This window comes from Streptomyces sp. NPDC002776 (assembly GCF_053592195.1).
Genome location: NZ_JBSFVG010000020.1, coordinates 54,923 through 79,524 on the forward strand (window position 1 = coordinate 54,923; position 24,602 = coordinate 79,524).

The following is a 24,602-nucleotide window of genomic DNA, read 5'->3' on the forward strand; positions in this document are numbered from 1 at the left end:
GAACATGCGTGGGAGGACTAAGGTGGGTCAACTGACCCTGTATCCAGACCTGTTGAACCGCAGCTCCGCCGGAGTGCGTCAAGGGCGCCCGGGTGTGCCCAGGGTGGTGAGGGCGGCGGCGTGCGCCCCTCCGGATTCGGCCACGATCGCGTCGATGCTCTGCGGCTCCCGCACCGTCGCGAAGGCCACGCCCCCGGCCCCGTCCGGCGCGAAGCCGTACACCCCGGGCCGGGCCAGGGAGTTGTAGGCGTAGTGGTGCGCGAAGTAGTACGCGCCCGTGTCCAGCGCCGCCACCAGGTCCCCCTGCTCCAGCCGCGGCAGCGCCCGCGCCTCGGCCAGTAGATCCCCGGCGAAGCAGGCGGGACCGGCCACGTCCTGGATCACCTCGGCGCCCGCCTTCGGCCGCCCCTTCGCGTCGTACCCGGCGATCCTGAGCGGCCACGCCCCCGGCGCGTACACCGTCCGCGTCGCCACCTGCACGCCCGCGTGCGTCACGGCGACCGGCCGCCCGCCCGCGCTCTTGGTGTACTCCACCCGCGCCAGCACCGTCCCGTGCTTGGCCAGCAGCGACCGCCCGAACTCGGTCACCAGCCCGTACCGCCCGTCGAACAGCCCCGGCACCGCCTCGCTCAGCAGCCGCGCGTACTGCGCGTACGTCGGAGTCGTCAGGTCCGAGGCGAAGTTCACCGGCAGCCCGCCGCCGATGTCGATCGTGTCGATCTGCCGCCGCCCGATCCGGTCGTTGATCTCCTCGGCCAGCTGGTACGTCTCCGCCACTCCCCGCGCCATCAGCGACAGCGGCACGCCCTGGGACCCGGTGTGCGCGTGCAGCCGGGTCAGCCACGGGCGTTCCCGATACGCCCGCACCACCCACTCCCGCGCCCCCTCGTCGCGCAGCGCCACCCCGAACTTCGAGGTCGCGGTCGCCGTCGACAGCGCCTCGATGGCCCCGGCGCCCACCTGCGGATTGACCCGGATCCCGAGCGGGGAACTGCTCGGCGCGGACCTCATCAGGGCGTCGATACGGTCCAGCTCCTGCGGATTGTCGGCGTTGACGGCGATCCCGAGCGCCAGCGCCTCCCGCAGCTCGGCCGGTGTCTTCGCGGGCGAGTCCAGCACCGTGCGCTCCGGTGGCAGCCCGGCCGCGCGCGCCAGCGCCAGCTCGCCCGGACTCGCCACCTCGGCGCCGATTCCGGCCTCGTGCAGCAGCCGCAGCACCGGCACCAGCGGGGTCGCCTTGACCGCGAAGGCGTGCAGCACCGGGGTGCCGGGCGCGGTGACCGCGTCGAACGCCGCCCGCAGCCCGGCCGCCGCCTCCCGGATGCCGGTGACGTCCAGCAGGCCCACGATGGGGGCGTCCGGCCCCAGCAGCCCCTGCTCCACGGCGGCCCGCACCGCCTCGTCCCGGCGCGCCGCCCGCTCGTCGTCGCCCGTGCGCTCGTCCCTGACCTCGTCCACCGCGTCCCCCGTCGTGTCGTTCCCCGTGACCACGTATCCAGACAAACATCCGCGGCGCGGCCGCGCTGGCGCACGGACGTATTGACTAGCTCTATTCATGACGCCAGGATGTGAATAGCGAACCAAAATCAGGCACCGACAATCCGGCGCCGCCAATCCGGCATCCGGCACCGACAATCCGCCGGCACCACCCGCTAGGAGGCAGACCATGTCAGGACCCCGCCCCGTACGAGCGCCGCGCGGTACGGAACTGAGCGCCCTGGGATGGCAGCAGGAAGCCGCCCTGCGGATGCTGCGGAACAACCTCGACCCCGAGGTCGCCGAGCACCCCGACAAGCTCGTCGTCTACGGCGGCACCGGCAAGGCGGCCCGCGACTGGCGCTCCTTCGACGCGATGGTGCGCACGCTGCGGGGGCTGAAGCAGGACGAGACGATGCTCGTGCAGTCCGGCCGCCCGGTCGGCGTGATGCAGACCCACGAGTGGGCCCCGCGCGTCCTCATCGCCAACTCCAACCTGGTCGGCGACTGGGCCAACTGGGAGGAGTTCCGCCGCCTGGAGCAGCTCGGCCTGACCATGTACGGCCAGATGACCGCCGGCTCCTGGATCTACATCGGCACCCAGGGCATCCTCCAGGGCACCTACGAGACCTTCGCCGCCGTCGCCGCGAAGAAGTTCGGCGGCACCCTCGCCGGGACGATCACCCTCACCGCGGGACTCGGCGGCATGGGCGGCGCCCAGCCGCTCGCCGTCACCATGAACGACGGCGTCGCGATCTGCGTCGACTGCGACCCGCGCGCCATCGAGCGCCGCATCGTGCACCGCTACCTCGACGTCCGCGCCGACTCCCTGGAGCACGCCCTCCAGCTCGCCGTCGAGGCCCGGGACGCCCGCCGCCCGCTCTCCATCGGCCTGCTCGGCAACGCCGCGGAGCTGCTGCCGCGCATGCTCGCCGAGGGCGCCCCCGTCGACATCGTCACCGACCAGACCTCGGCCCACGACCCGCTGGCCTACCTGCCCGCCGGTGTCGACTTCGACGACATGGCCTCCTACGCCGCCAAGGACCCGGCCGGTTTCACCACCCGCGCGCGGGAGTCCATGGCACGGCACGTCGAGGCGATGGTCGGCTTCATGGACGCCGGCGCGGAGGTCTTCGACTACGGCAACTCCATCCGCGGCGAGGCCCGGCTCGCCGGGTACGACCGGGCGTTCGCCTTCCCCGGCTTCGTACCCGCCTACATCCGGCCGCTGTTCTGCGAGGGCAAGGGCCCCTTCCGCTGGGCCGCGCTCTCCGGTGACCCGGCCGACATCGCCAAGACCGACAAGGCGATCCTGGACCTCTTCCCCGAGAACGAGTCCCTCGCCCGCTGGATCAAGATGGCCGGTGAGCGCGTCCACTTCCAGGGCCTGCCCGCGCGCATCTGCTGGCTCGGCTACGGCGAGCGGGACAAGGCCGGTGAGCGGTTCAACGACATGGTCGCGAGCGGCGAGCTGGCGGCGCCGCTCGCCATCGGCCGGGACCACCTCGACTGCGGTTCCGTCGCCTCCCCGTACCGCGAGACCGAGGCCATGCTCGACGGCTCCGACGCGATCGCCGACTGGCCCCTGCTCAACGCGATGGTCAACGTGGCCTCGGGCGCGTCCTGGGTCTCCCTCCACCACGGCGGCGGCGTCGGCATGGGCCGCTCCATCCACGCAGGCCAGGTGACGGTCGCCGACGGCACGAAGCTGGGCGGGGAGAAGATCCGGCGGGTACTGACCAACGACCCCGGCATGGGCGTCATCCGGCACGTGGACGCGGGCTACGACATCGCCGAGTCCGTGGCGGACGAGCGGGGCGTGCGGGTCCCGATGCGCGAAGGTGACCCGGCGTGAGCGGACAGACCGTACCGGGCGGCAGCTCCTTCCACTCCATGTGGCGCGAGCTGCTCCCCATCGGCCGGCACCCCGACTCCCGCGGCTATCGCCGCTACGCCTGGACCGGGGCCGACACCGAATGCCGGGCCTGGTTCCGGGCCCAGGCCGAAGCCCGGCACCTGACCTACGAGGTCGACCGGAACGGCAACCAGTGGGCCTGGCTCGGGGATCCCGCCGCCGGGGACGCCGTGGTCACCGGCTCGCACCTCGACTCCGTGCCCGACGGCGGGGCCTTCGACGGCCCCCTCGGCGTGGTCTCCGCCTTCGCCGCCCTGGACGAACTCCGCCGCCGCGACGCGCACCTGGGCAAGCCGCTCGCCGTCGTCAACTTCGGGGACGAGGAGGGCGCCCGCTTCGGGCTGGCCTGTGTCGGATCCAGGCTGGCCTCCGGACAGCTCACCGCCGCCCAGGCCCACCGGCTCACCGACGGCGACGGCGTCACCCTCCCGCGGGCCATGGAGGCCGCCGGGTACGACCCCGACGCCATCGGGCCCGACCCCGAGCGGCTGGCCCGGATCGGGGCCTTCGTCGAGCTCCATGTCGAGCAGGGCCGGGCGCTCGACCTGACCGGGGACCCGGTCGGCGTCGCCAGCGCCATCTGGCCGCACGGGCGGTGGCGGTTCGACTTCCGGGGCGAGGCCAACCACGCCGGCACCACCCGGCTGGCGGACCGGCGCGACCCCATGCTGTCGTACGCCGAGACCGTGCTCGCCGCCCGCCGGGAGGCCGAACTCGCCGGCGCCGTCGCCACCTTCGGCAAGATCTCGGTCGAGCCGAACGGCGTCAACGCCATCCCCTCCCTCGTGCGCGGCTGGCTGGACTCCCGCGCCGAGGACCAGACCACCCTCGACACCGTCGTGGGCGGCATCGAGAAGGCCGCCCGTGAGTACGCCGACGCCCACGGCATCGCCCTCGACGTCGTGCGGGAGTCCTTCACGCCCGTCGTCGAGTTCGACCACGCCCTGCGCGACGAACTCGCCCGCATCCTGGGCACGGACACCGGCCTCACCGTGCCCGTCCTCGGCACCGGCGCCGGACACGACGCCGGAATCCTGTCCGGGACCGTCCCGACCGCCATGCTGTTCGTGCGCAACCCCACCGGCGTCTCGCACTCCCCGGCCGAGTTCGCGGCCGAGGACGACTGCGTGACCGGGGTGCACGCCCTCGCCGACGTACTGGAAGGACTGGCCCGCACGTGACACGGACGTACTGGCTGGAGCACGCCTGGCTCGGCACCCATGTCGAGCCCGGCGTCGCGATCGACATCAGCGACGGGCGGATCACCGCCGTCCGCCAGGGAACCGAAACCCCGCCGCCCGGCGCCGAGATCCTCCGCGGTCTCACCCTCCCCGGTCTGGCGAACGCCCACTCGCACGCCTTCCACCGAGCCCTGCGCGGCACCGTCCAGGTCGGCTCCGGCACCTTCTGGACCTGGCGCGAGGTCATGTACGCGACGGCCGACCGGCTCACCCCCGACAGCTACCACGCCCTCGCCCGGGCCGTGTACGCCGAGATGGCGCTGGCCGGGGTGACCTCCGTCGGCGAGTTCCACTACCTCCACCACGCCCCCGGCGGCACCCCGTACGCCGACCCCAACGCCATGGGCGAGGCCCTCATCGCGGCCGCCGCCGACGCCGGTATCCGGATCACCCTCCTCGACACCGCCTACCTCTCCTCCGGCTTCGGGCAGCCGCCCGACGCCCACCAGCTCCGCTTCTGCGACGGCAGCGCGGACGCCTGGGCCGAACGCTGTTCAGTTCTCAAGGAACGGGACCACGCGCGGATCGGGGCGGCCGTCCACTCCGTACGGGCCGTCCCCGCCGACCAGTTGGCGACCGTGGCCCGGTGGGCCGAGGAGCGGCGGGCCCCGCTGCATGTGCACCTGTCCGAGCAGACCGCCGAGAACGACGCCTGCCGCGCCGCCCACGGCTGCACCCCCACCCAGCTCCTCGCCGAGCACGGCGTCCTCGGGCCCCGCACCACCGCAGTCCACAACACGCACCTGACGGACGAGGACATCGCCCTCATCGGCGGCAGCGGCACCGGCACCTGCATGTGCCCGACGACCGAGCGGGACCTCGCCGACGGCATCGGGCCGGCGGCCGCCCTGCAGCGCCAGGGCTCCCCGCTCAGCCTCGGCTCCGACAGCCACGCCGTCATCGACCTGCTCGAAGAGGCACGCGCGATGGAGCTCAACGAGCGCCTGCGCACCCGCACCCGCGGCCACTGGACCGCCGCCGCCCTGCTCCGGGCCGCCTCCGCGGACGGCCACGCGGCGCTCGGCTGGGACGAGGCCGGCGCGATCGGGACCGGCTCCCTCGCCGACCTGACGACGGTCGCGCTGGACTCGGTCAGGACAGCGGGGCCGCCGCCCGCGCTGGGAGCCGAGACAGCCGTATTCGCCGCGACGGCAGCGGACGTACGGCACACGATCGTGGGCGGGCGGCACGTCGTACGAGACGGCGCCCACGCCCTCGTACCGGATGTGCCGCAAGCCCTCGCGCGGGCCGTCGAAGCCCTCCGCGCCTGACGACCACCCACCAGGACGCCATGTCCACCCACGAGGACGCCATGAGCAGCACTGTCATCACCAACATCGCCACGCTGGTCACCAACGACCCCTCCCTCGGATGGGGGTCCCCCCGCTCGAGCAAATTCGAGAGTGGGGGAAGGTCCCCCCTCGGCCTGATCCAGGACGCGGCTGTCGTCATCGACGGCGACCGCATCGCGTGGACCGGTGAATCAAGCAAAGCACCCGCCACTGACAACCGGGTCGACGCCGGGGGCCGGGCCGTCCTCCCGGGCTTCGTGGACTCCCACTCTCACCTGGTCTTCGCGGGCGACCGCACGCAGGAGTTCAACGCGCGCATGTCAGGCCGCGGTTACACGGCCGGCGGCATCCGCACCACCGTCGCCGCCACCCGCGCCGCCTCGGACGAGGAGCTGGAGCACAACCTCACCCGCTATCTCGCCGAGGCCCTCCGCCAGGGCACGACCACGTTCGAGACCAAGTCGGGGTACGGCCTGACCACCGAGGACGAGTCCCGCGCCCTGCGCATCGCCGCCGCCCACACCGAGGAGGTCACCTACCTCGGCGCCCACATCGTCTCCCCCGACTACGCCGACGACCCGGCCGGCTATGTCGCCCTCGTCACCGGCGAGATGCTCGACGCCTGTGCGCCGTACGCCCGTTGGATCGACGTCTTCTGCGAGAAGGGCGCCTTCGACGGGGACCAGGCCCGCGCGATCCTCACCGCCGGCAAGGCCAGGGGCCTGCACCCCCGCATCCACGCCAACCAGCTCTCCTACGGCCCCGGCGTCCAGCTCGCCGTGGAGCTCGACGCGGCCAGCGCCGACCACTGCACCCATCTCACCGACGCCGACGTGGAGGCGCTGGCCGGCGGGAACACCGTCGCCACCCTGCTCCCCGGCGCCGAGTTCTCCACCCGCGCCGAGTGGCCGGACGCCCGCCGCCTCCTCGACGCGGGCGTCACCGTCGCCCTGTCCACCGACTGCAACCCTGGCTCGTCCTTCACCTCGTCGGTGCCCTTCTGCATCGCGCTGGCGGTACGGGACATGGGGATGACGCCGGACGAGGCGGTCTGGTCGGCCACGGCGGGCGGTGCCGCGGCCCTGCGCCGCACGGACGTCGGCCGCATCACGCCGGGCGCCCGCGCCGACCTCGTCCTCCTCGACGCCCCGAGCCATGTGCACCTGGCCTACCGGCCGGGCGTGCCCCTGGTCACCGGCGTGTGGCACAAGGGCGTACGCGCCCTCTGAACCACCCGCAGGCGTACCTCGGAACAGCGGGCAGGCAGCAGAAAAGCCGAGGGGCCCCGTTCCCATGGGAACCGGGCCCTCGGCAGGTACGGCACGAGGACGGCCGTCACTCCTCGACCGTCAGCCCCTTGCGCAGTTTCACCAGCGTCCGGGCCAGCAGCCGGGAGACGTGCATCTGCGAGATGCCGAGCTCCTCACCGATCTCCGACTGGGTCATGCCCGCGACGAACCGCAGGGACAGGATCGTGCGGTCCCGGGACGGGAGTCCGGCGATCAGCGGCTTCAGCGACTCGATGTACTCGATGCCTTCGAGCCCGTGGTCCTCGTAGCCGATGCGGTCGGCGAGCGCGCCCTCGGAGTCGTCCTCCTCCGGCTGGGCGTCCAGCGAGGAGGCGGTGTACGCGTTCGACGCCGCCATGCCCTCGACGACCTCTTCCTTGGTCAGACCCAGGCGCTCGGCGAGCTCGGCCACCGTCGGGGCGCGGTCGAGCTTCTGGGCGAGTTCGTCGCCCGCCTTGGCCAGGTCGAGCCGGAGTTCCTGGAGTCTGCGCGGCACCCGCACGGACCAGGAGGTGTCCCGGAAGAAGCGCTTGATCTCACCCACGATGGTAGGCATCGCGAAAGTGGGGAACTCGACTCCACGGCTGAGCTCGAAACGGTCGATCGCCTTGATCAGGCCGATGGTGCCGACCTGGATGATGTCCTCCATGGGCTCGCTGCGGGAGCGGAAGCGGGAGGCGGCGAACTTGACCAGCGCGAGGTTGAGTTCGACGAGCGTGTTGCGGACGTACGCGTACTCGTGGGTCCCTTCCTCCAGCGACTCCAGGCGCTGGAAGAGGGTCTTGGACAGGGCCCGTGCGTCCACCGGCCCCACCTCGTCGTACGGGGGTATCTCCGGCAGACCGGCGAGTAGGTCGTCCTGCTCGATGGGTTTCAGATGTTCCGTGGGGGAAGCCGACGTCGCTGCGGGGGTATGCGATGCGTCGAGCCGGGGTGACATGATGTCCTCCATCGTTCTCGGCATATGGCTGCCGATGCCAATGCGTGCACTGCGGTGTGCGGCGCCTCCAAAGCCGGCCGTGTCGGTTTTCGTGTCTCTACTAGCCCTACCCGGTTTCCTGAGGACATCGCAAGTGCGTTCTGTTGTGAAATGTCCGTTTACGGGTGGATGTTCGGGTGTCGGAGGGCGCGCGGAAGGCGTAATGTTCGAGGGCGTCAGTCAGCAGCCAGGACGTCGGGAGTGAGACACGGCATGGACCGCGGGACAGTCGGCAGCGCACAGTCTGGCCGACTTCTGGTGGAGGTGCGGGAAGAGGGCTCCAGTGCCGTCGTGACCCCCGTAGGTGAGTTGGATCACCACACCGCCGATTTGTTGCGTGAGCCACTCGAGGAGTGCCTCGCGAAGGGTTTCAGCAGGCTGGTCGTCGACTGTGCGCGGCTGGACTTCTGTGACTCGACAGGACTCAATGTGCTGCTCGGTGCCCGTCTCAAGGCGGAGGCCGCCGGGGGCGGCGTCCATCTCGCGGCGATGCAGCCGGTGGTCGCCAGAGTGTTCGAGATCACCGGGGCGGAGGCGGTTTTCACCCTCCACGACAGCCTCGAAGCCGCGCTGACCGACGAGGCCGGCTGACGGTGATGGCGCCCCCTCGCGCCGCACCCGCCGCCTCTTGTGGAACGCCACTCTCCGGACGTCACGTGATTCGTACCGAATACAGGGGTGTTTCGCCGGTCTGCTCGGGCAGGAGACACCCTGGACATGTCGCCGTCATGGCGGCGCGGGTAGTCGTCGAGCGGACCTCTGCAGTGAGTGACTCCTTCCAACGTGAACTGGTGAATCGGTGAGGTGAAGCGCTGATGAGCACCACCCGGCCCTACTCGCCGGGCGACCGCGGCCCCGAGCCCAGCGGCGCTTCCGGGGCGTCCGACGGGGGCGCGCCCGTGCCGTCCGAACCGGTGACGGGCCCGCAGGTCCGCAGCCTCGACCTCGTCGGGCAGAGCGGAGTCGTGCCGCTCGCCCGTGACTTCACCCGGCAGGCGCTGTACGCGTGGGGCTGGCTGCCGGCCGACGGGGCCGACCAGCGGGCCGCGGCGGAGGATGTGCTGCTGGTCGTCTCCGAGCTGGTCACCAACGCCTGCCTGCATGCCGAGGGGCCGGAACAGCTCCGGATCAGCTGCGACAACAAGGTCATCCGGCTGGAGGTCTCCGACGGGGGCGCGGGCCAGCCGGCGCCCCGCACCCCGCACCGCGCCAGCCGTCCCGGCGGCCACGGCATGTTCATCGTGCAGCGGCTCTGCCTGGACTGGGGGGTCGTACGGGCCCCGGGAGCCACCGGCAAGACGGTCTGGGCGGAGCTGGGAGCTCCCGCCTAGGCGTTACCCCGGGTTATCCGCTGGCCATCGCCTCCACCGCATCCTTCTTCCGTGCGCGCCGGATCGTCACAACTCCGGCGCGCATCGTGTCTTCCCTCCTCTCGGCCCCGGGCGTACCTTGACGGCCGATCTGATGTGCCGTCAGGAATCGAGAGGGAGCGGGATACCGTGTCGTACCGGAAACGAAGCGCCGCACTCGCGTCCGCCGCGGCCCTGGCCGGCTCGGCGGTGCTGATGGCCGCCCCCGCCGCCCGGGCCGAGGTCGTCGACGTCAACTACCAGTGCAAGACGCCGATCGGTGACAAGAGCGCCGTCTCGCCCATCGACATCAAGAGCGCCGAGAGCGGCGACGGCTACAAGATCACCATGTCCTGGCGGAAGGGAGTCTCCTCCAGCCCGGTCGAGCTGGGCAAGGGGGCGATGAACCCCAGCGCCACCATCGAGCTGGGCGGCGCCGAGAGCGGCACCGTGAGGGTGACGGGACCGGCGAACCAGGAGGCCGTTCCGGCCAACACCCCCATCAAGATCAGCGACCTGACCGGCACCTACACGCCGAAGAAGTCCGGCGAGGTCACCTTCACCCCGGGGGTGCTCACCATCGAGGCGCTCGGCACGACGACCACGTGCACCCCGTCGAACGGCCCCGGCCCCGCGCTGACGCTCGACGTGACGGCGGCGGGCGGCGGTGCCGACACCGGCTCCCCGGAGAACGGCTCCCCGGAGAACGGCTCCGGCTCCGAACTCCCGCAGACCGGCCCCGAGGACTCGGCCGTCGCCCTCGGCACCCTCGGCGGCACCGTGCTCCTCACGGGCGCGGCGGGCGCCCTGTGGCTGACCCGGCGCCACCGGACGGTACGGCGCTGAAGTCCACGTACGACGGTGTGACGGTGCGGCGCTGAACCCCTCGTATCGCCTGGAGCCGCCCATGTCGCCGACCGCCCGGGTCCTGACCCCCGCCCCGCTGCTCCCGCCGGTGTCCGCCCCGCCCACGGCCGCCGCCGGGGGGCACGCCCGGGGTGGTCCCGCGGGGCACGGTGGCAGTCCTGCGGCGGAGCGGTCGCCGGTGGCGGACGGCCGGAGTTACGCACGCGGCCCCGACGGCCGGACCCGCTCGGTCGCCCTGGCGCGCGCGGTGGCGACCGCAGCCCTCTTCCTCGTACGACGTCACCGGCGCCGTAGCGAGGGTGTGGCCGAACCGCCCTGCGCGGACACCGAGTTGACGGGAGAGGTGCGGTGAACGGCAAGGTGCGGATCCCGGCGCTGCTCGTCCTGCTGCTGGTGCTGTCGGCGGTGCCCGTCTCGGCCGCTGATCCACCCACCGTGAGACTCTCCGACTCCCAGGCGGGCGCCGGGGGTTCGGTCACCGTCACCGGGGAGGGCTGGCGGCCCCGGGCGCTGCTGATGATCCTGATCTGCGGGCAGTCGGCGCCCTCGACGGGGGTGACCGGGGGCACCGATTCCTGTGCCAACGCGGATGGCCGGGCCGTGACGACCGACGCCGAGGGCCGGTTCAGCCGGAAGGTGCCGGTGGCCGAGCCGCCGGTGCCGTGTCCGTGCGTGGTGCACGTCGCCACGGTCGAGGGCGCGCGGGCCGAGGCCGACGCCGCCTTCCAAGTGGCCGGGCACGCGGTCGAACCACTGCCCGCGGACGCGTCCGGCGGACGCCTCGCCGTCCTCACCGACACCCGCCTCGACGGCTCCGGCTCCCTGCTGACCTGGTTCGGCGCCGCGCCCTCCCGCACGCTCGTGTTCACGGTCGGCAATGTCGGCACCTCGGCCGTGCGGGACCCGGTCTTCCAAGTCGGCACCTCCCACGGAGTGTTCGCCCCGGAGTGGCAGGAGCAGCGGTGGCGCGGCACGATCCGCCCCGGCGGCAAGGCGCGCGTCGAGCTGCCCGTGGAACTGGCCGCCGGGGCGCACGGCGGCTACACCGTCTCGCTGAAGTACGGCGGCAAGGTCATGGCCGAACAGCCCTGGGACGTGGGCCGCCCCTGGGGTGTGACCCTGTTCTGGGTCCTGGTCTGCCTGGTCGTGCCGGCCGCGCTGTTCCGCGCCGGCATGGCCGCCGTGGACCGGCTACGGCCCCGCCCGCACCGCCGCCGCCACGGGCTGCGCCTGCCGGGGCTGAAACCGCGCCGGCAGGCCAGGCACGCGATGTCCCCCACCGGTCCCCGTACCTGAAGGGGGCAAAGCAAAGGGGCCGCCGCGACCCAGCTGGGTCGCGGCGGCCCCGAGCGCCGCGGGCACCGTCAGTGCACGCCGCCCATGAGCTCCTTGACCCTCTTGCGGTACATCCACACCGCCACACCGGCGGCGACCGCGAGGGTCGCCTCCAGAGCGACGACGCCCGTCTTGTTCAGGTCGACCCCTGCGATGGACAGCAGCCCCGTCGTGGCGTCACCGGCGGTGACCGCGAGGAACCACACGCCCATCATCTGCGAGGCGTACTTCGCCGGCGCCATCTTCGTCGTCACCGACAGACCCACCGGGGACACCAGCAGCTCACCGACGGTCTGCACGAAGTAGATCGCCACCAGCCACATCGCGGCCGCCTTGTGACCGCCCCCGGCGATCGACAGCGGGGCGAGGAACAGGAAGAAGGACGCGCCGACCAGGACCAGACCCGAGGCGAACTTCACGACCGTGCTCGGCTCCTTGCCGCGCCGGTTCAGCGCGAGCCAGAACCAGGCGAAGACCGGCGCCAGCGCCATGATCAGGACCGGGTTGACCGACTGGTACCAGGAGACCGGGAACTCCCAGCCGAGCACGCTGTTCTCGGCAGAATTCTTGGCGAAGATCGACAGGGTCGAGCCGCCCTGGTCGTAGATCATCCAGAAGACGGCCGCGGCGACGAAGAACCAGATGTACGCGGACATCGACTTCTGCTCGGTGCGGTCCAGGTCCTTGTCGCGCTTTATGCGGACCAGGACCATCGTCGGGATGATCACGCCGAGGAGGGTCAGCGGGACCAGGATCCAGTTCAGCGTGTAGCTGCCGGAGAAGCCGACGACGGCGTAGAAGACCACGGCGATACCGGCCCAGATCGCGGCCTTGCGCAGCGTGGAGGACTTCTCCGCGGCGGACAGCGGCGTCGGGACGACGCTGGAGCGCTCCGCGAGGTGGCGGCTGCCGATCAGGAACTGGGCGAGGCCGAGCGCCATGCCGAGCGCGGCGAGCGCGAAGCCCAGGTGCCAGTTCACGCTCTCGCCGATGGTGCCGATGATCAGCGGCGCGGCGAAGGCACCCAGGTTGATGCCCATGTAGAACACGGTGAAGCCACCGTCGCGGCGCGGGTCGTCCGGGCCGTCGTAGAGGTGGCCGACCATCGTGGAGATGTTGGCCTTGAGCAGACCGGAGCCGATGGCGACCAGGCCCAGACCGGCGAAGAAGGTGCCCGAGGAGGGCAGGGCCAGCGTGAGGTGGCCCAGCATGATCACCGCACCGGCGACCGCGACGGTCTTGCGCGGACCCCAGACCCGGTCGCCGAACCAGCCGCCGGGCATGGCCAGCAGGTACACGAGCGACACGTACACGGAGTAGATCGCGGTGGCGGTGGCCGCGTCGAGGTGGAGACCACCCGGCGCCACGAGGTACAGCGGGAGCAGAGCCCTCATGCCGTAGTAGGAGAACCGCTCCCACATCTCGGTCATGAAGAGAGTGGCCAGTCCGCGGGGGTGGCCGAAGAAGGTCTTCTCGGAACCGGGGGTGCCCGGGGTGACCGAGTCCTTCGTCAGGCTGGACGCCATGGTCGTTCCTTGCTGGTCGGGACGCGCGGGGAGAGCGTTGCGCGCCCGGTGGGGGGGCGGCCGGCACCGGCGAGGCGGGCCGTCCACCCCCACGCCCAGGGGAGTCCGCTCCGGGTCACGGAGCGACGGACGCCGACCACCGGGATCCACGCCCCGTCCTTGGGGCCCGGCCACAGGTCATTCCTTCGGGCTGGTGGAAACCAGCCCGCACACAGAAGAGACCCTCAGCGACGAATGCTCGCCCAAGGGCCCCGCGATGCTACAGGCGTTCAATCACCATACGTCAGGACAGTGCCGGAAATGGAAGGACTTGAGACGCGGATCACAGGTGTCGACGGAACCGTGCACACCCTTTCGAAGGTCATTACCAGGATCGCACCTCGGACGTACTGGTCCAGACCAAGGTAAGAGCCGGGTAGGCGCGAGGTGAGAATCACTCCTGACCATCACGCCCCGGCTCTTGTCATGGGCGGACTACCATCTGCTCATGACCCGTGTACTGCTCGCCGAGGACGACGCGTCCATCTCGGAGCCGCTGGCCCGCGCACTGCGCCGGGAAGGGTACGAGGTCGAGGTGCGTGAGGACGGACCCTCGGCGCTCGACGCCGGGATGCAGGGCGGTGTCGACCTGGTCGTGCTGGACCTCGGGCTGCCCGGCATGGACGGCCTGGAGGTGGCGCGCCGGCTGCGGGCCGAGGGCCACAGCGTCCCGATTCTCATCCTGACCGCGCGCGCCGACGAGGTGGACACGGTCGTCGGGCTCGACGCGGGCGCCGACGACTACGTCACCAAGCCCTTCCGCCTCGCCGAGCTGCTCGCCCGGGTCCGGGCGCTGCTGCGGCGCGGCGCCGCGGAGCCCCAGCAGCCGCCGGCGACCCACGGCGTGCGGATCGACGTCGAGTCGCACCGCGCCTGGATGGGCGAGGAGGAGCTGCAGCTCACGGCCAAGGAGTTCGACCTGCTGCGGGTCCTGGTCCGGGACGCGGGCCGGGTGGTCACGCGCGACCAGCTGATGCGCGAGGTCTGGGACACCACGTGGTGGTCGTCCACCAAGACGCTCGACATGCACATCTCCTGGCTGCGCAAGAAGCTCGGCGACGACGCGGCGAACCCCCGCTACATCGCGACCGTGCGGGGTGTGGGTTTCCGCTTCGAGAAGAGCTGAGCGCCGAGTGGAGAACCGAGCGGAGAACAGTGAGTAGGTAGTACGGGTCCATGCGCCGCCGTCTGATCCAGTCCACCCTCGCCGTGGTGCTCGTGGTGATCGCCGTGTTCGGGGTCTCCCTCGTCATCGTGGAGACCCGCACCATCAGCAGCACCGCCCAGGAGCGGGTGGACTCCGAGGCGGTGCGGCTCGCGTCCATCGTGGACAGCAGACTCCTCGCGACCGGGGCGGTCACCGCGGACATGCTGCGCGACCAGGTCCCGAAGGACCGGTACGCCGTCATCCGGGTGCCCGGCGAGCGGCCCATCACGATCGGCACCAAGCCGGCCGGCGACCTCATCAGCGCCACCCGCCTCGGCGAGGAGGGCGAGACGGTCACCGTCGGGGAGCCCCGCTCGGCCGTCACCAAGGAGGTCGGGCGGACGCTGCTGATCATCGGCGCGGTGGCGCTGCTGGCGGTCATCGCGGCGGTGCTGCTCGCGCTGCGCCAGGCCAACCGCCTCGCGTCCCCGCTCACCGACCTCGCCGAGACCGCCGAACGCCTCGGCTCCGGCGACCCGCGGCCCCGGCACAAGCGCTACGGCGTCCAGGAGCTGGACCGGGTCGCGGACGTGCTGGACGCGAGCGCCGAGCGGATCGCGCGCATGCTGACGGCGGAACGCCGGCTCGCCGCGGACGCCTCGCACCAGCTGCGCACGCCCCTGACGGCCCTGTCGATGCGGCTGGAGGAGATCACCCTCACCGACGACCCGGAGACGGTGAAGGAGGAGGCCATGATCGCGCTGACCCAGGTGGAACGCCTGACGGACGTGGTCGAACGGCTCCTGACGAACTCCCGCGATCCGCGCACCGGCTCCGCCGTCACCTTCGACCTCGACGAGGTCATCCAGCAGCAGCTGGCGGAGTGGCGCCCGGCGTACCGCAGCGCGGGCCGGGCGATCGTGAGCTCGGGCAAGCAGCACCTGCACGCGGTCGGCACCCCGGGGGCGGTGGCCCAGGTGCTGGCGGCCCTGATCGAGAACTCCCTGATGCACGGGGGCGGCACGGTGGCCCTGCGCACCCGCGTCACCGGCAACCAGGCGGTCATCGAGGTGACGGACGAGGGCCCCGGCGTCCCCGCGGACCTCGGCGCCCGCATCTTCGAGCGCGCGATCAGCGGCCGTAACTCCACGGGCATCGGCCTGGCGGTCGCCAGGGACCTGGCGGAAGCGGACGGCGGCCGGCTGGAGATGCTGCAGGCGTCCCCGCCGGTCTTCGGCCTGTTCCTGTCGCGGAACCCGTCCCAGCCGACGGGGGACGCGACACCCACGGTCCGCTAAGGCGTCACGGTCGCCGGCCCGCCGCCTGGGGGGCCCGGCCCTGGCGCGGGCCCGGCGGCGGGGTCGGCGCCGCCGCCTCCAGGAACGATTCCGCGCTCGCCACCGCATCCCGGGCCGGCAGCGCGCGGAACACCCAGGTGCGGTACGACCAGAAGCGGAAGAGCGTCGCGATGCCGATGCCGACGAACTTGAAGATGTTGCTCTGCAGCGGGCTGTCCCAGTGGAAGCCGTAGGTGGCGACGAACAGGATGCCGTTCTCGATGACCAGGCCCACCCCGCTGAACAGCAGGAACAGGGTCATTTCCTTGGTGCGGCCGGTCTTGTCGCGGTCCCGGTAGGTGAAGTAGCGGAAGCCCACGTAGTTGAAGGCGATGGCCACCACCGTCGCGATGACACTGGCCCGCACGACCGGCAGGTCCGTCACGTGCCGCACCAGGTTGAAGACACCGAGGTTGACGAGCAGCCCCGCGCCGCCCACGGCGCCGAACTTCACGGCCTCGTGCACATAGCGTCGTACCAGCTCGGAGGAACCACGTCCCATGGAGTGAAAGCCCCCGTCGGTCGGTTTCGTCAACCAAGCCATGCTAACCACCCCTCCGCGCGATTGCCTGCGGGCCGGAACACAGGTGCGGAATCCGGCCGCCCCGGAGTGGCCGATACCCTAGGGGTGTGACGTTCCCGGTAGTCGGCATGGTCGGCGGTGGCCAGCTCGCTCGTATGACACACGAGGCAGGCATCCCGCTGGGCATCAGGTTCAAGCTCCTCAGTGACACCCCGCAGGATTCCGCGGCCCAGGTGGTGAGTGAAGTCGTCCTCGGCGACTATCGCGACCTGGACACGCTGCGTGACTTCGCGCGCGGGTGCGATGTGATCACCTTCGATCACGAACATGTACCCACCGAGCACCTCAGGGCTCTGGAGGCGGACGGCATCCCCGTGCGCCCGGGCCCCGACGCGCTGGTGCACGCCCAGGACAAGGGGGTGATGCGCGCGAAGCTGGACGCGATCGGCGTGCCGTGCCCACGGCACCGCATCGTCGCCGATCCGCAGGACGTGGCGGCCTTCGCGGCGGAGGGCGACGGGTTCCCGGTCGTCCTGAAGACCGTCCGTGGTGGCTACGACGGCAAGGGTGTGTGGGTGGTCGACAGCGTGGCGGAGGCCGAGGCCCCCTTCAAGGCCGGCGTCCCCGTCCTCGCCGAGGAGAAGGTCGACTTCGTCCGCGAGCTCGCCGCCAACGTCGTACGGTCGCCGCACGGCCAGGCCGTCGCCTACCCGGTGGTGGAGTCGCGGCAGGTGGACGGCGTCTGCGACACCGTCATCGCGCCCGCTCCCGACCTCGACGAGAACCTCGCGCTCAAGGCCGAGGAGATGGCGCTGAGCATCGCCAAGGAGCTGGGCGTCGTCGGCCACCTCGCGGTCGAGCTGTTCCAGACCCGCGACGGCCGCATCCTCGTCAACGAACTCGCGATGCGCCCGCACAACTCCGGCCACTGGTCGATGGACGGCGCGATCACGTCCCAGTTCGCCAACCACGTCCGCGCGGTCCTCGACCTTCCTCTCGGCGACCCGCGTCCGCGTGCCCGCTGGACGGTGATGGTCAACGTCCTCGGCGGCGACTACCCGGACATGTACTCCGCGTATCTGCACTGCATGGCCCGCGACCCCCAGCTCAAGATCCACATGTACGGCAAGGACGTGAAGCCCGGCCGCAAGGTCGGCCACGTCAACACCTACGGCGACGACCTGGACGACGTGCTGGAGCGCGCCCGTCACGCTGCCGGCTATCTGAGAGGCACGATCACCGAATGAGCCCGGTTGTAGGCATCGTCATGGGGTCGGACAGCGACTGGCCGGTCATGGAGGCCGCCGCGCAGGCGCTCGCCGAGTTCGAGATCGAGTACGAGGTCGATGTCGTCTCCGCCCACCGCATGCCGCGCGAGATGGTCGCGTACGGCGAGCAGGCCGCCGACCGCGGCCTGAAGGTGATCATCGCCGGGGCGGGCGGCGCGGCCCATCTGCCCGGCATGCTCGCCTCCGTGACCCCGCTGCCGGTGATCGGCGTGCCGGTGCCGCTGAAGTACCTGGACGGCATGGACAGCCTGCTGTCCATCGTGCAGATGCCGGCCGGGGTCCCCGTCGCCACCGTCTCGGTCGCCGGTGCCCGCAACGCCGGTCTGCTCGCCGCCCGGATCCTCGCCGCCCACGACGAGGAACTGCTCGGCCGGATGCGGGAGTTCCAGCAGGAGCTGAACGACCAGGCCACCGAGAAGGGCAAGCGCCTGCGCACCAAGGTCGAGGGGTCCAACGGCTTCGGTTTCGGGAAGTGACGGCGGTGGGCTCCCTGGCGGCGGCCCGGGAACTGCTGCGGGAGTTCCCCGTGGTGGACGGGCACAACGACCTGCCCTGGGCGCTGCGCGAGCAGGTCCGTTACGACCTCGACGCCCGTGACATCGCCGCCGACCAGAGCGGCCGGCTCCACACCGACCTCGGCCGCCTGCGCGCGGGCGGGGTCGGGGCGCAGTACTGGTCGGTGTACGTCCGCTCGGACCTGCCGGATCCGGTCACCGCGACGCTGGAGCAGATCGACTGCGTACGGCGGCTGATCGACCGGTACCCGTCCGACCTGCGGGCCGCGCTGACCGCCGCCGACCTGGAGGCGGCGCGGCGGGAGGGCCGTATCGCCTCGCTGATGGGCGCGGAGGGCGGGCACTCCATCGCCAACTCCCTCGGCACCCTGCGCGGCCTGTACGCCCTCGGCGTGCGCTATCTGACGCTCACCCACAACGACAACGTGGACTGGGCGGACTCCGCGACCGACGAGCCAGGCGTCGGCGGCCTGTCGGCCTTCGGCCGCGAGGTCGTACGGGAGATGAACCGCGAGGGCATGCTCGTCGACCTCTCCCACGTGGCCGCCACGACGATGCGGGACGCGCTGGACGCCACCTCGGCGCCGGTGATCTTCTCGCACTCCTCGGCGCGGGCGGTGTGCGACCACCCCCGCAACATCCCGGACGACGTCCTGGAGCGGCTGTCCGCCAACGGCGGGGTGGCCATGGTCACGTTCGTGCCGAAGTTCGTGCTGCAGGCGGCGGTCGACTGGACGGCCGCGGCGGACGAGAACCTGCGCGAGCACGGCTTCCACCACCTCTCCGGCACCGCCGAGGCGATGCAGGTGCACCGCGCCTTCGAGGAGCGCCATCCGCGTCCCGTCGCCACGGTCGCGACGGTGGCGGACCACCTCGACCACATGCGCGAGGTCGCGGGCATCGATCACCTCGGCATCGGCGGCGACTACGACGGCACGCCCTTCACCCCGGACGGCCTGAGCGATGTCTCCGGCTACCCGAACCTGCTCGCGGAGCTGATCGACCGCGGCTGGTCCACCGCCGACCTGGCCAAGCTGACCTGGCGCAATTCCGTACGGGTGCTGGGCGCGGCCGAGGACGTGGCGCGGGAGCTTCAGGCGACGCGCGCGCCCTCCCACGCCACCATCGAGGCGCTGGACGCCTGAGCGTCGAGGGCGGGGTAGTCGGTGTAGCCGGTCGCCCCGCCCACGTACATGAGGTACCGGTCGCGGATCTCGTTCAGCGGCGCCCCGAGCCGCAGCCGGGTCACCAGGTCCGGGTTGGCGAGGAAGGGGCGCCCGAGCGCGACCAGGTCGGCCCCGGCGTCCAGCAGCCGCCGGGCGGCGGTGTCCACGGCCCGCGTGGTGAGGTCCGGCAGCACCGGGTTGGCGATGAGGGTGCCCGGCCAGGAGGCGCGGGTCCGCCGGAACAGGGGCGCCTCGGGGTCGGCGTGGACGAGGTGCAGATAGGCCAGGCCGAGGGGGCGCAGGGCCGCGACGAGCGCCGGGTAGAGCCGCTCGGTGTCGCCCTCCTCGATGCCGTTGACGGTGAGGCCGAGGGAGAGGCGTACGCCCACCCGCTCCGGGCCGATCGCGGCCGCCACCGCCGCCACGACCTCCACCGTGAACCGGGTGCGGTCCTCGCCGTAGGCGTCCGTGCGGCGGTTGGTGTTGGCGGCGAGGAACTGGTGCAGCAGATAGCCGTTCGCGGAGTGCACCTCGACGCCCTCGAAGCCCGCCTCGACCGCCCGGCGGGCGGCGGTGGCGAAGTCGGCGACCGTGGCGCGGATGTCGTCGGCCGTCATCTCCCTCGGGACGACGGTCGGCCGGTGCCCGTCCGGGGTGAAGATCGTGTCCGGGAGCGGGACGGGGGAGGGCGCGAGCGGGGTGTGGCCGCTGGTCGCCGGGTGGCCGATCCGGCCGCCGTGCTGGATCTGCAGGAACATCCGCCCGCCGGCCTCCCGCACGGCGTCGGTGACGCGCCGCCAGCCCGCCACGTGCCCGGGGGTGTGGATCGCGGTGATGTTCGGGTACGTCCGGCCGACCGCGTTCGGGGTGGCGGCCTCGGCGATGATCAGGCCGGCGGTGGCGCGCTGGGCGTAGTACTCGGCCATCAGGTCGGTCGGGGTGCCGTCGTCGGCGGCCCGGTTGCGGGTCATGGGCGCCATCACCAGACGGTTGGCGAGGGGGAGTCGGCCAAGAGCTGCGGGTTCCAGGAAGTTCGTCATGCCCGTACCGTAGAACCTGACATCCGTGTCAGGTTCAAGGTGAGGTGAGCATGCGGATCGGTGCACTGGCCCGGCGCACCGGGGTGAGCGAGCGGTCGTTGCGCTACTACGAGACCCAGGGGCTGCTGAGGGCCGACCGCACGCCGGGCGGGCACCGCGACTATCCGGAGGCGGCCGTCGACCGGGTCATCCGGATCCAGGAGCTGTTCGCGGCCGGACTGCACAGCAGCCGGATCGCCCAGCTGCTGCCCTGCATGCGCGACACCGACGGCGGCCCCTCGGCCGTGGCCACGCCCAAGCTGGTGCACGACCTGACGGAGGAGCGGGAGCGGATCGACCGGATGATCGCGGATCTGGTGCGCTCCCGGGAGACCCTGGACGAGGTGATCGCGGCTGCGCAGGGGGTTGCAGCGGGGGACTCCGAGGTCCGGGTGGGGTGAGCGGCGCGTCGGGGCGGCGCTGACTGGCGGATCCCCGAGTGTCCGGGTCCGGCGGGTGGGGGATCTGGGCGGGGAGCGGGGGCGGATCGGCCGGTGATCGCTGGTCTGGTGCGGTCCCGGGGGTGCTGGACGGGGTGATCGCGGCTGCGCGGGGTTGGAGTGGGGGACTGCAGGGTCCGGGTGGGGTGAGCGGCGGGTCGGGGGGGTGCTGACTGGCGGATCCCCGAGTGTCCGGGTCCGGCGGGTGGGGGATCTGGGCGGGGTGCGGGGGCGGATCGGCCGGTGATTGCTGGTCTGGTGCGGTCCCGGGGGGCGCTGGACGAGGTGATCGTGGCTGCCCAGGGGGGAAGGGGGGATCCGAAGCCCGGGCCAGGGTGGTTGAACCGGTGGATGGGAAGACCCGGGCCCGGGTCGCTGGACCGGCGGACCCCCGAACGCCCCGTTCACCAGGAAGGGGCCCGTGCCGCGTGCGACGGTGGCCGTACAGCGATCGCCTCGCACGTACGGAGCCCGCCATGGCCGATCTCCAGGACGACCTGCACACCGCCGCCGAGGCAGGCGCGCTCGACGATCTGCCCCTGGCCGACCCCTTCCCGGACGAGCCGCCCCTCCCGCTCGACGACGATCCGGACGCCGGGCCCCTGGAGCGCGCCCACGCCCTGCTCGCCGCGCACCCCGTCGCCGACGGCTACAGCGGGCTGCCCTGGGCGCTGCGCCATCTGCCCTGGTACGACCTGGAGGACGGCGAGAGCGCCGTCGACACCGATGTGCCGCGGCTGCGGCAGGGCCATGTCGCGGCGCTGTTCTGCTCGCTGCACCTCCCGGAGGGGCTGGCCGCGGACCGGGCCGTCGCCGCGACCCTGGAGCAGCTGGACCTGGTGCGCACGGTGATCGCCGCCCACCCCGAAGGACTACGGCTCGCCCGCACCGCCGGCCAGGTCATCGACGCCCACAACTGCGGGCGCGCGGCGGTGCTGCTCGGCCCCGCCACGGCCGCCGCGCTCGACGACTCCCTGGCCATCCTGCGGGTGCTGCACAGCCTGGGGCTGCGCGTGCTCACGCTGACCGGCACCTCCTGGGCCAGCGACGCCGGGCTGACGCGCTTCGGCGAGGAGGTGATCCGCGAGATGAACCGGCTCGGCGTCCTCGCCGACCTCTCCGGCGCCTCCGAGGAGACCCTCCACCGCGTGCTGGCCTCCTCCAAGGCACCGGTGCTGTGCACCCGCTCCGCGGCCCGCGCACTGCGTCCGCACCCGGCCAACCTCCCCGACGACCTGCTCACGGAACTGGGCGCCGCGAAAGGGCTGTGCATGGTGCCGCTGACCGCCGAGCAGACCGGCCCCTCGGTCCGGGACGTCGCCGACCACCTCGACCATGTCCGCGCGGTCGCGGGCCCGGAGTGCGTGGGCCTGTCCGGCACGTACGACGCCGGCACCGCCCATCCGCAGGACCTCGCCGACGCCTCCTGCTACCCGCACCTCGTCGCCGAGCTGCTCCGCAGGGGCTGGACGCAAACCGACCTGGCCCTGCTCACCTGGGCCAACGTCCAGCGCGTCCTGCGCACCGCCGAATCCGCCGCCCGATCGGCCCAGCAGCGCCGCGACCCGTCGACGGCACAGATCGCGGAACTGGACGCCTAGCTACTGCCCCGCCGGGATCCGGCACAGGCAGAACGGATGCCCGGCCGGGTCGGCGTACACCCGGAAGTCCTTCTTCTCGAAGTCCTCCCGGTCCAGCACCCGCGCGCCCAGCGCCAGCACCGTCTCCTCGGCCGCGTCCACCTCTTCCCAGGTGCTCCCGGCGTCGAAGTCGACGTGGAACTGCTGGGAGTTGCCGTCGGCCCGCGGCCACTCCGGCGGGGTGTGGCCGAGCGCCCGCTGGAAGGCGAGCCGGGGCCCGCCCGGGACCTGGAGGACGACCCAGTCGTCGTCCTCCGCCCGGGGCGTGCCGCCGCCGATCCGGGCATAGAAGTCCGCGAGCGCGTGCGGGTCGGGACAGTCGATGACGACGGAACGGAAACGTGCCACGGGTGTCACGGGAGGCCCTCCTGTCTCAGCGGACGCGCAGATGTCATCCGGCGCAGAGGCAGAACGGGTGCCCCGCCGGATCCGCGTAAACCCGGAAGGTCCGGCTGCGGTCCTCCGCGTCCAGCGGCTTGGCGCCGAGCTCCAGGACGTCCTTCTCGGCGGTGTCCAGGTCCTCCACCTTGAGGTCGAGATGGAGCTGCTGGGAGTTCAGGTCGGCGCGCGGCCACTGCGGCGGTACGAAGCCGGGGGCGGCCTGGAAGGCGAGCTGCTGCCCGCCGGGCAGCTTGAGGTCCACCCACTCGCCCTGCTCCTCGATGGTGCCGCCGAGGACACCGGCGTAGAACTCGGCGAGGGCGTGCGGGTCGGGACAGTCCAGGACGACGACGTCCAGGGTGGCGAGAGCCATGACTTCCTCCGCGATCTCGTGGTTACTGGCAAAGGCGCGTATGCGGTAACGCCGTTACTGCATGCTGCCCCATTGGAGGTAACGTCGCAACCATGAATACGCGCTCGCCCGCCCCCGGAGGTCTGGAACTGGTCCAGGCCCTGGTCAACACGCTGGACCTGGAGTCGGGGGCCGACGCGCTGGACACGCCGGACGGCCGGGCGGGCCTGGGGCTGCGGGAGGACGAGGTGCCGGCCGCCCGGGAGCTGCGCGAGTCGCTGCGGGCGACCCTCCTGGCCCACGCCGGGCACCCCCCGCACCGCGCGGTGACCCCTCTGACGGACCTGCTCTCCCGGGCCCCGCTCCGGCTGACGGTGGACACCGGCGACGGCTCGGCCACCCTCACGCCCCCGGACGCCCACTCCCTGGTCTCCCGGGTCGCCGCGGCCGTAGCGGAGTCCCTGGTGGCGGGCACCTGGACCCGCCTGAAGGCCTGCGAGGCCGCCGACTGCCACTGGGCGTACTACGACCGCAGCCCCGCCGGACGCGGCCGCTGGTGCTCGATGCAGGTGTGCGGGGCACGGGCGAAGATGCGCCGGTACCGCGCCAAGTAGCGTGACAGGAGGGCCCGTTGAGTACTCCTGGGCCTCTGGGCCCTCAGGTGCGGCAGAATGCGGACAGACGCCGTTTCGGCCGACTGAGCCTCGGCCGAAGCGGCGTCGCCCGACCTCCGGCGGTTAGATTCCGGCGTACCGCAGGGGCGGTGCGATGGCCTGGGCGTCCGCTCCCTCGCCGACCCACAGCCCGATCAGGAAGGCCGCCGTCGCCTCCAGCAGGGCCGCCCGGTCCAGGCCGCCGCCGTGCACGGGCTCACAGCCGAGGTCGCGGACCAGGCGCCGTACGGACTCCAGGGCCGCCCCCTCGTCGCCGCAGAGCGGGACGGCGAGGGGGCGGCCGTCGAAGACGGGCGGGGTCAGCCGCCAGACGCTCTCGTGGCAGAGGTTGAACGCCTTGACGACGTGCGCTCCGGGCGCCGCGGCGGCGATCCGCTCGGCGGCCGAGGGCCCGCCCGCGGTCAGCAGCCGGAAGCCGGGACCCACCGGGTTGGTGCAGTCGACCAGCGTCCGGCCCGCGAGGTCGCCGGCCAGCGCCGACACCACGGGGACCGCCGCCGCGTACGGCACCGCCGCCAGCACCACGTCCCGGCGGGCGGCCTCACCCGGACGTCCCGCGCGGGCGCCGATCCGGGCCGCGAGCGCCGCCGTACGGCCCTCGTCCCGTCCGCCCACCAGGACGTCGTGCCCGGCCCGCGCCCACTGCCCCCCGAGTCCTTCGGCCATGGCGCCCGCGCCGATGATCCCGATCCTCATATGTCCTCCCGAGTCGTCGCCCGGGCAAGGACATTAGGCAGCCGCTCAGGCACCA

At 72.3% G+C, this 24,602-nt stretch carries 25 protein-coding genes; 17 read left to right on the forward strand and 8 right to left on the reverse strand.

What is annotated here, in order from left to right; translation table 11 throughout:
- Positions 1-78: 78 nt before the first annotated feature.
- On the reverse strand, positions 79-1,458 hold the full coding sequence (locus ACWD11_RS30290; protein WP_451286851.1) for a diaminopimelate decarboxylase: 1,380 nt from the start codon (positions 1,456-1,458) through the stop codon (positions 79-81).
- Between the two features lie 208 nt (positions 1,459-1,666).
- Between ACWD11_RS30290 and hutU the strand changes: the two genes are divergently transcribed.
- From hutU to hutI, 4 genes are read left to right on the forward strand one after another with little or no spacing between them, the layout of a single operon-like run.
- Complete coding sequence (gene hutU / locus ACWD11_RS30295) at positions 1,667-3,331, forward strand: urocanate hydratase (RefSeq protein WP_451286797.1); 1,665 nt, start codon at positions 1,667-1,669, stop codon at positions 3,329-3,331.
- A gap of 38 nt (positions 3,332-3,369) precedes the next feature.
- The gene (locus ACWD11_RS30300) at positions 3,370-4,572 is read left to right on the forward strand and encodes an allantoate amidohydrolase (RefSeq protein WP_451286853.1); all 1,203 of its coding nucleotides are present in this window, start codon (positions 3,370-3,372) and stop codon (positions 4,570-4,572) included.
- Positions 4,569-5,903 (forward strand): formimidoylglutamate deiminase, encoded by a 1,335-nt coding sequence (locus ACWD11_RS30305; RefSeq protein WP_451286798.1) that lies wholly within the window; start codon positions 4,569-4,571, stop codon positions 5,901-5,903. Before ACWD11_RS30300 ends, ACWD11_RS30305 begins: the two co-directional genes overlap by 4 nt.
- A 41-nt stretch (positions 5,904-5,944) precedes the next feature.
- A complete protein-coding gene (gene hutI, locus ACWD11_RS30310; protein WP_389418373.1) occupies positions 5,945-7,153 on the forward strand; it encodes an imidazolonepropionase in 1,209 nt (402 codons plus the stop codon).
- A gap of 106 nt (positions 7,154-7,259) precedes the next feature.
- Here the strand turns inward: hutI and ACWD11_RS30315 are convergent, their stop codons facing one another.
- On the reverse strand, positions 7,260-8,165 hold the full coding sequence (locus ACWD11_RS30315) for an RNA polymerase sigma factor SigF (protein ID WP_389418374.1): 906 nt from the start codon (positions 8,163-8,165) through the stop codon (positions 7,260-7,262).
- 240 nt (positions 8,166-8,405) lie between these two features.
- Here ACWD11_RS30315 and ACWD11_RS30320 point away from each other — a divergent pair, with 240 nt between their 5' ends.
- From ACWD11_RS30320 to ACWD11_RS30340, 5 genes are all read left to right on the forward strand, one after another.
- Positions 8,406-8,783 carry an STAS domain-containing protein gene (locus ACWD11_RS30320; RefSeq protein ID WP_389418375.1) on the forward strand — a complete coding sequence of 126 codons (378 nt, stop codon included), beginning with the start codon at positions 8,406-8,408 and terminating at the stop codon, positions 8,781-8,783.
- 224 nt (positions 8,784-9,007) lie between these two features.
- On the forward strand, positions 9,008-9,523 hold the full coding sequence (locus tag ACWD11_RS30325; RefSeq protein ID WP_389418376.1) for an ATP-binding protein: 516 nt from the start codon (positions 9,008-9,010) through the stop codon (positions 9,521-9,523).
- 168 nt (positions 9,524-9,691) lie between these two features.
- The gene (locus ACWD11_RS30330; protein WP_389418377.1) at positions 9,692-10,387 is read left to right on the forward strand and encodes an LPXTG cell wall anchor domain-containing protein; all 696 of its coding nucleotides are present in this window, start codon (positions 9,692-9,694) and stop codon (positions 10,385-10,387) included.
- Positions 10,388-10,448: 61 nt separating this feature from the next.
- A complete protein-coding gene (locus ACWD11_RS30335) occupies positions 10,449-10,760 on the forward strand; it encodes a hypothetical protein (RefSeq protein ID WP_451286801.1) in 312 nt (103 codons plus the stop codon).
- Positions 10,757-11,704, forward strand: coding sequence for a hypothetical protein (locus ACWD11_RS30340; RefSeq protein ID WP_451286803.1), 948 nt, complete (start codon positions 10,757-10,759; stop codon positions 11,702-11,704). The genes ACWD11_RS30335 and ACWD11_RS30340 overlap by 4 nt, the downstream gene beginning before the upstream one ends.
- 68 nt (positions 11,705-11,772) lie before the next feature.
- Here ACWD11_RS30340 and ACWD11_RS30345 read toward each other — a convergent pair whose 3' ends face one another.
- Positions 11,773-13,269, reverse strand: a complete 1,497-nt coding sequence (locus ACWD11_RS30345) for an oligopeptide:H+ symporter (protein ID WP_389418379.1) — start codon at positions 13,267-13,269, stop codon at positions 11,773-11,775.
- A 487-nt stretch (positions 13,270-13,756) separates the two neighbouring features.
- On the opposite strand from ACWD11_RS30345, the gene ACWD11_RS30350 reads away from it, so the two are divergent.
- Both ACWD11_RS30350 and ACWD11_RS30355 read left to right on the forward strand, forming a co-directional pair.
- A complete protein-coding gene (locus ACWD11_RS30350; protein WP_389418380.1) occupies positions 13,757-14,434 on the forward strand; it encodes a response regulator transcription factor in 678 nt (225 codons plus the stop codon).
- Positions 14,435-14,484: 50 nt separating this feature from the next.
- Positions 14,485-15,753: an ATP-binding protein gene (locus tag ACWD11_RS30355; protein ID WP_389418381.1), complete on the forward strand. Its 1,269-nt coding sequence runs from the start codon at positions 14,485-14,487 to the stop codon at positions 15,751-15,753.
- A gap of 4 nt (positions 15,754-15,757) precedes the next feature.
- On the opposite strand, the gene ACWD11_RS30360 is transcribed toward ACWD11_RS30355, so the two are convergent.
- Positions 15,758-16,294: a GtrA family protein gene (locus tag ACWD11_RS30360; RefSeq protein WP_389418438.1), complete on the reverse strand. Its 537-nt coding sequence runs from the start codon at positions 16,292-16,294 to the stop codon at positions 15,758-15,760.
- 128 nt (positions 16,295-16,422) lie between these two features.
- Here ACWD11_RS30360 and ACWD11_RS30365 point away from each other — a divergent pair, with 128 nt between their 5' ends.
- From ACWD11_RS30365 to ACWD11_RS30375, 3 genes are read left to right on the forward strand one after another with little or no spacing between them, the layout of a single operon-like run.
- On the forward strand, positions 16,423-17,562 hold the full coding sequence (locus ACWD11_RS30365) for a 5-(carboxyamino)imidazole ribonucleotide synthase (RefSeq protein ID WP_389418382.1): 1,140 nt from the start codon (positions 16,423-16,425) through the stop codon (positions 17,560-17,562).
- On the forward strand, positions 17,559-18,080 hold the full coding sequence (gene purE, locus ACWD11_RS30370) for a 5-(carboxyamino)imidazole ribonucleotide mutase (RefSeq protein WP_389418383.1): 522 nt from the start codon (positions 17,559-17,561) through the stop codon (positions 18,078-18,080). Before ACWD11_RS30365 ends, purE begins: the two co-directional genes overlap by 4 nt.
- A gap of 5 nt (positions 18,081-18,085) precedes the next feature.
- The gene (locus ACWD11_RS30375; RefSeq protein WP_451286855.1) at positions 18,086-19,264 is read left to right on the forward strand and encodes a dipeptidase; all 1,179 of its coding nucleotides are present in this window, start codon (positions 18,086-18,088) and stop codon (positions 19,262-19,264) included.
- Here ACWD11_RS30375 and ACWD11_RS30380 read toward each other — a convergent pair.
- The gene (locus ACWD11_RS30380) at positions 19,213-20,325 is read right to left on the reverse strand and encodes an alkene reductase (protein WP_451286806.1); all 1,113 of its coding nucleotides are present in this window, start codon (positions 20,323-20,325) and stop codon (positions 19,213-19,215) included. The two genes, ACWD11_RS30375 and ACWD11_RS30380, sit on opposite strands and share 52 nt — an antisense overlap.
- Before the next feature lie 50 nt (positions 20,326-20,375).
- Here ACWD11_RS30380 and ACWD11_RS30385 point away from each other — a divergent pair, with 50 nt between their 5' ends.
- Positions 20,376-20,765, forward strand: a complete 390-nt coding sequence (locus ACWD11_RS30385; RefSeq protein ID WP_451286808.1) for a MerR family transcriptional regulator — start codon at positions 20,376-20,378, stop codon at positions 20,763-20,765.
- Between the two features lie 515 nt (positions 20,766-21,280).
- Entirely contained in the window at positions 21,281-22,405 is a 1,125-nt protein-coding gene (locus tag ACWD11_RS30390) for a dipeptidase (protein ID WP_389418387.1), read from the forward strand.
- Here the strand turns inward: ACWD11_RS30390 and ACWD11_RS30395 are convergent, their stop codons facing one another.
- Positions 22,406-22,801 (reverse strand): VOC family protein, encoded by a 396-nt coding sequence (locus ACWD11_RS30395; RefSeq protein WP_451286810.1) that lies wholly within the window; start codon positions 22,799-22,801, stop codon positions 22,406-22,408. It abuts the gene before it with no gap.
- Between the two features lie 34 nt (positions 22,802-22,835).
- A complete protein-coding gene (locus ACWD11_RS30400) occupies positions 22,836-23,198 on the reverse strand; it encodes a VOC family protein (RefSeq protein ID WP_451286812.1) in 363 nt (120 codons plus the stop codon).
- A gap of 92 nt (positions 23,199-23,290) precedes the next feature.
- Here ACWD11_RS30400 and ACWD11_RS30405 point away from each other — a divergent pair, with 92 nt between their 5' ends.
- Positions 23,291-23,791 carry a CGNR zinc finger domain-containing protein gene (locus ACWD11_RS30405; protein ID WP_389418390.1) on the forward strand — a complete coding sequence of 167 codons (501 nt, stop codon included), beginning with the start codon at positions 23,291-23,293 and terminating at the stop codon, positions 23,789-23,791.
- A 123-nt stretch (positions 23,792-23,914) separates the two neighbouring features.
- On the opposite strand, the gene ACWD11_RS30410 is transcribed toward ACWD11_RS30405, so the two are convergent.
- Complete coding sequence (locus ACWD11_RS30410; RefSeq protein WP_451286814.1) at positions 23,915-24,547, reverse strand: NADPH-dependent F420 reductase; 633 nt, start codon at positions 24,545-24,547, stop codon at positions 23,915-23,917.
- Positions 24,548-24,602 lie beyond the last annotated feature (55 nt).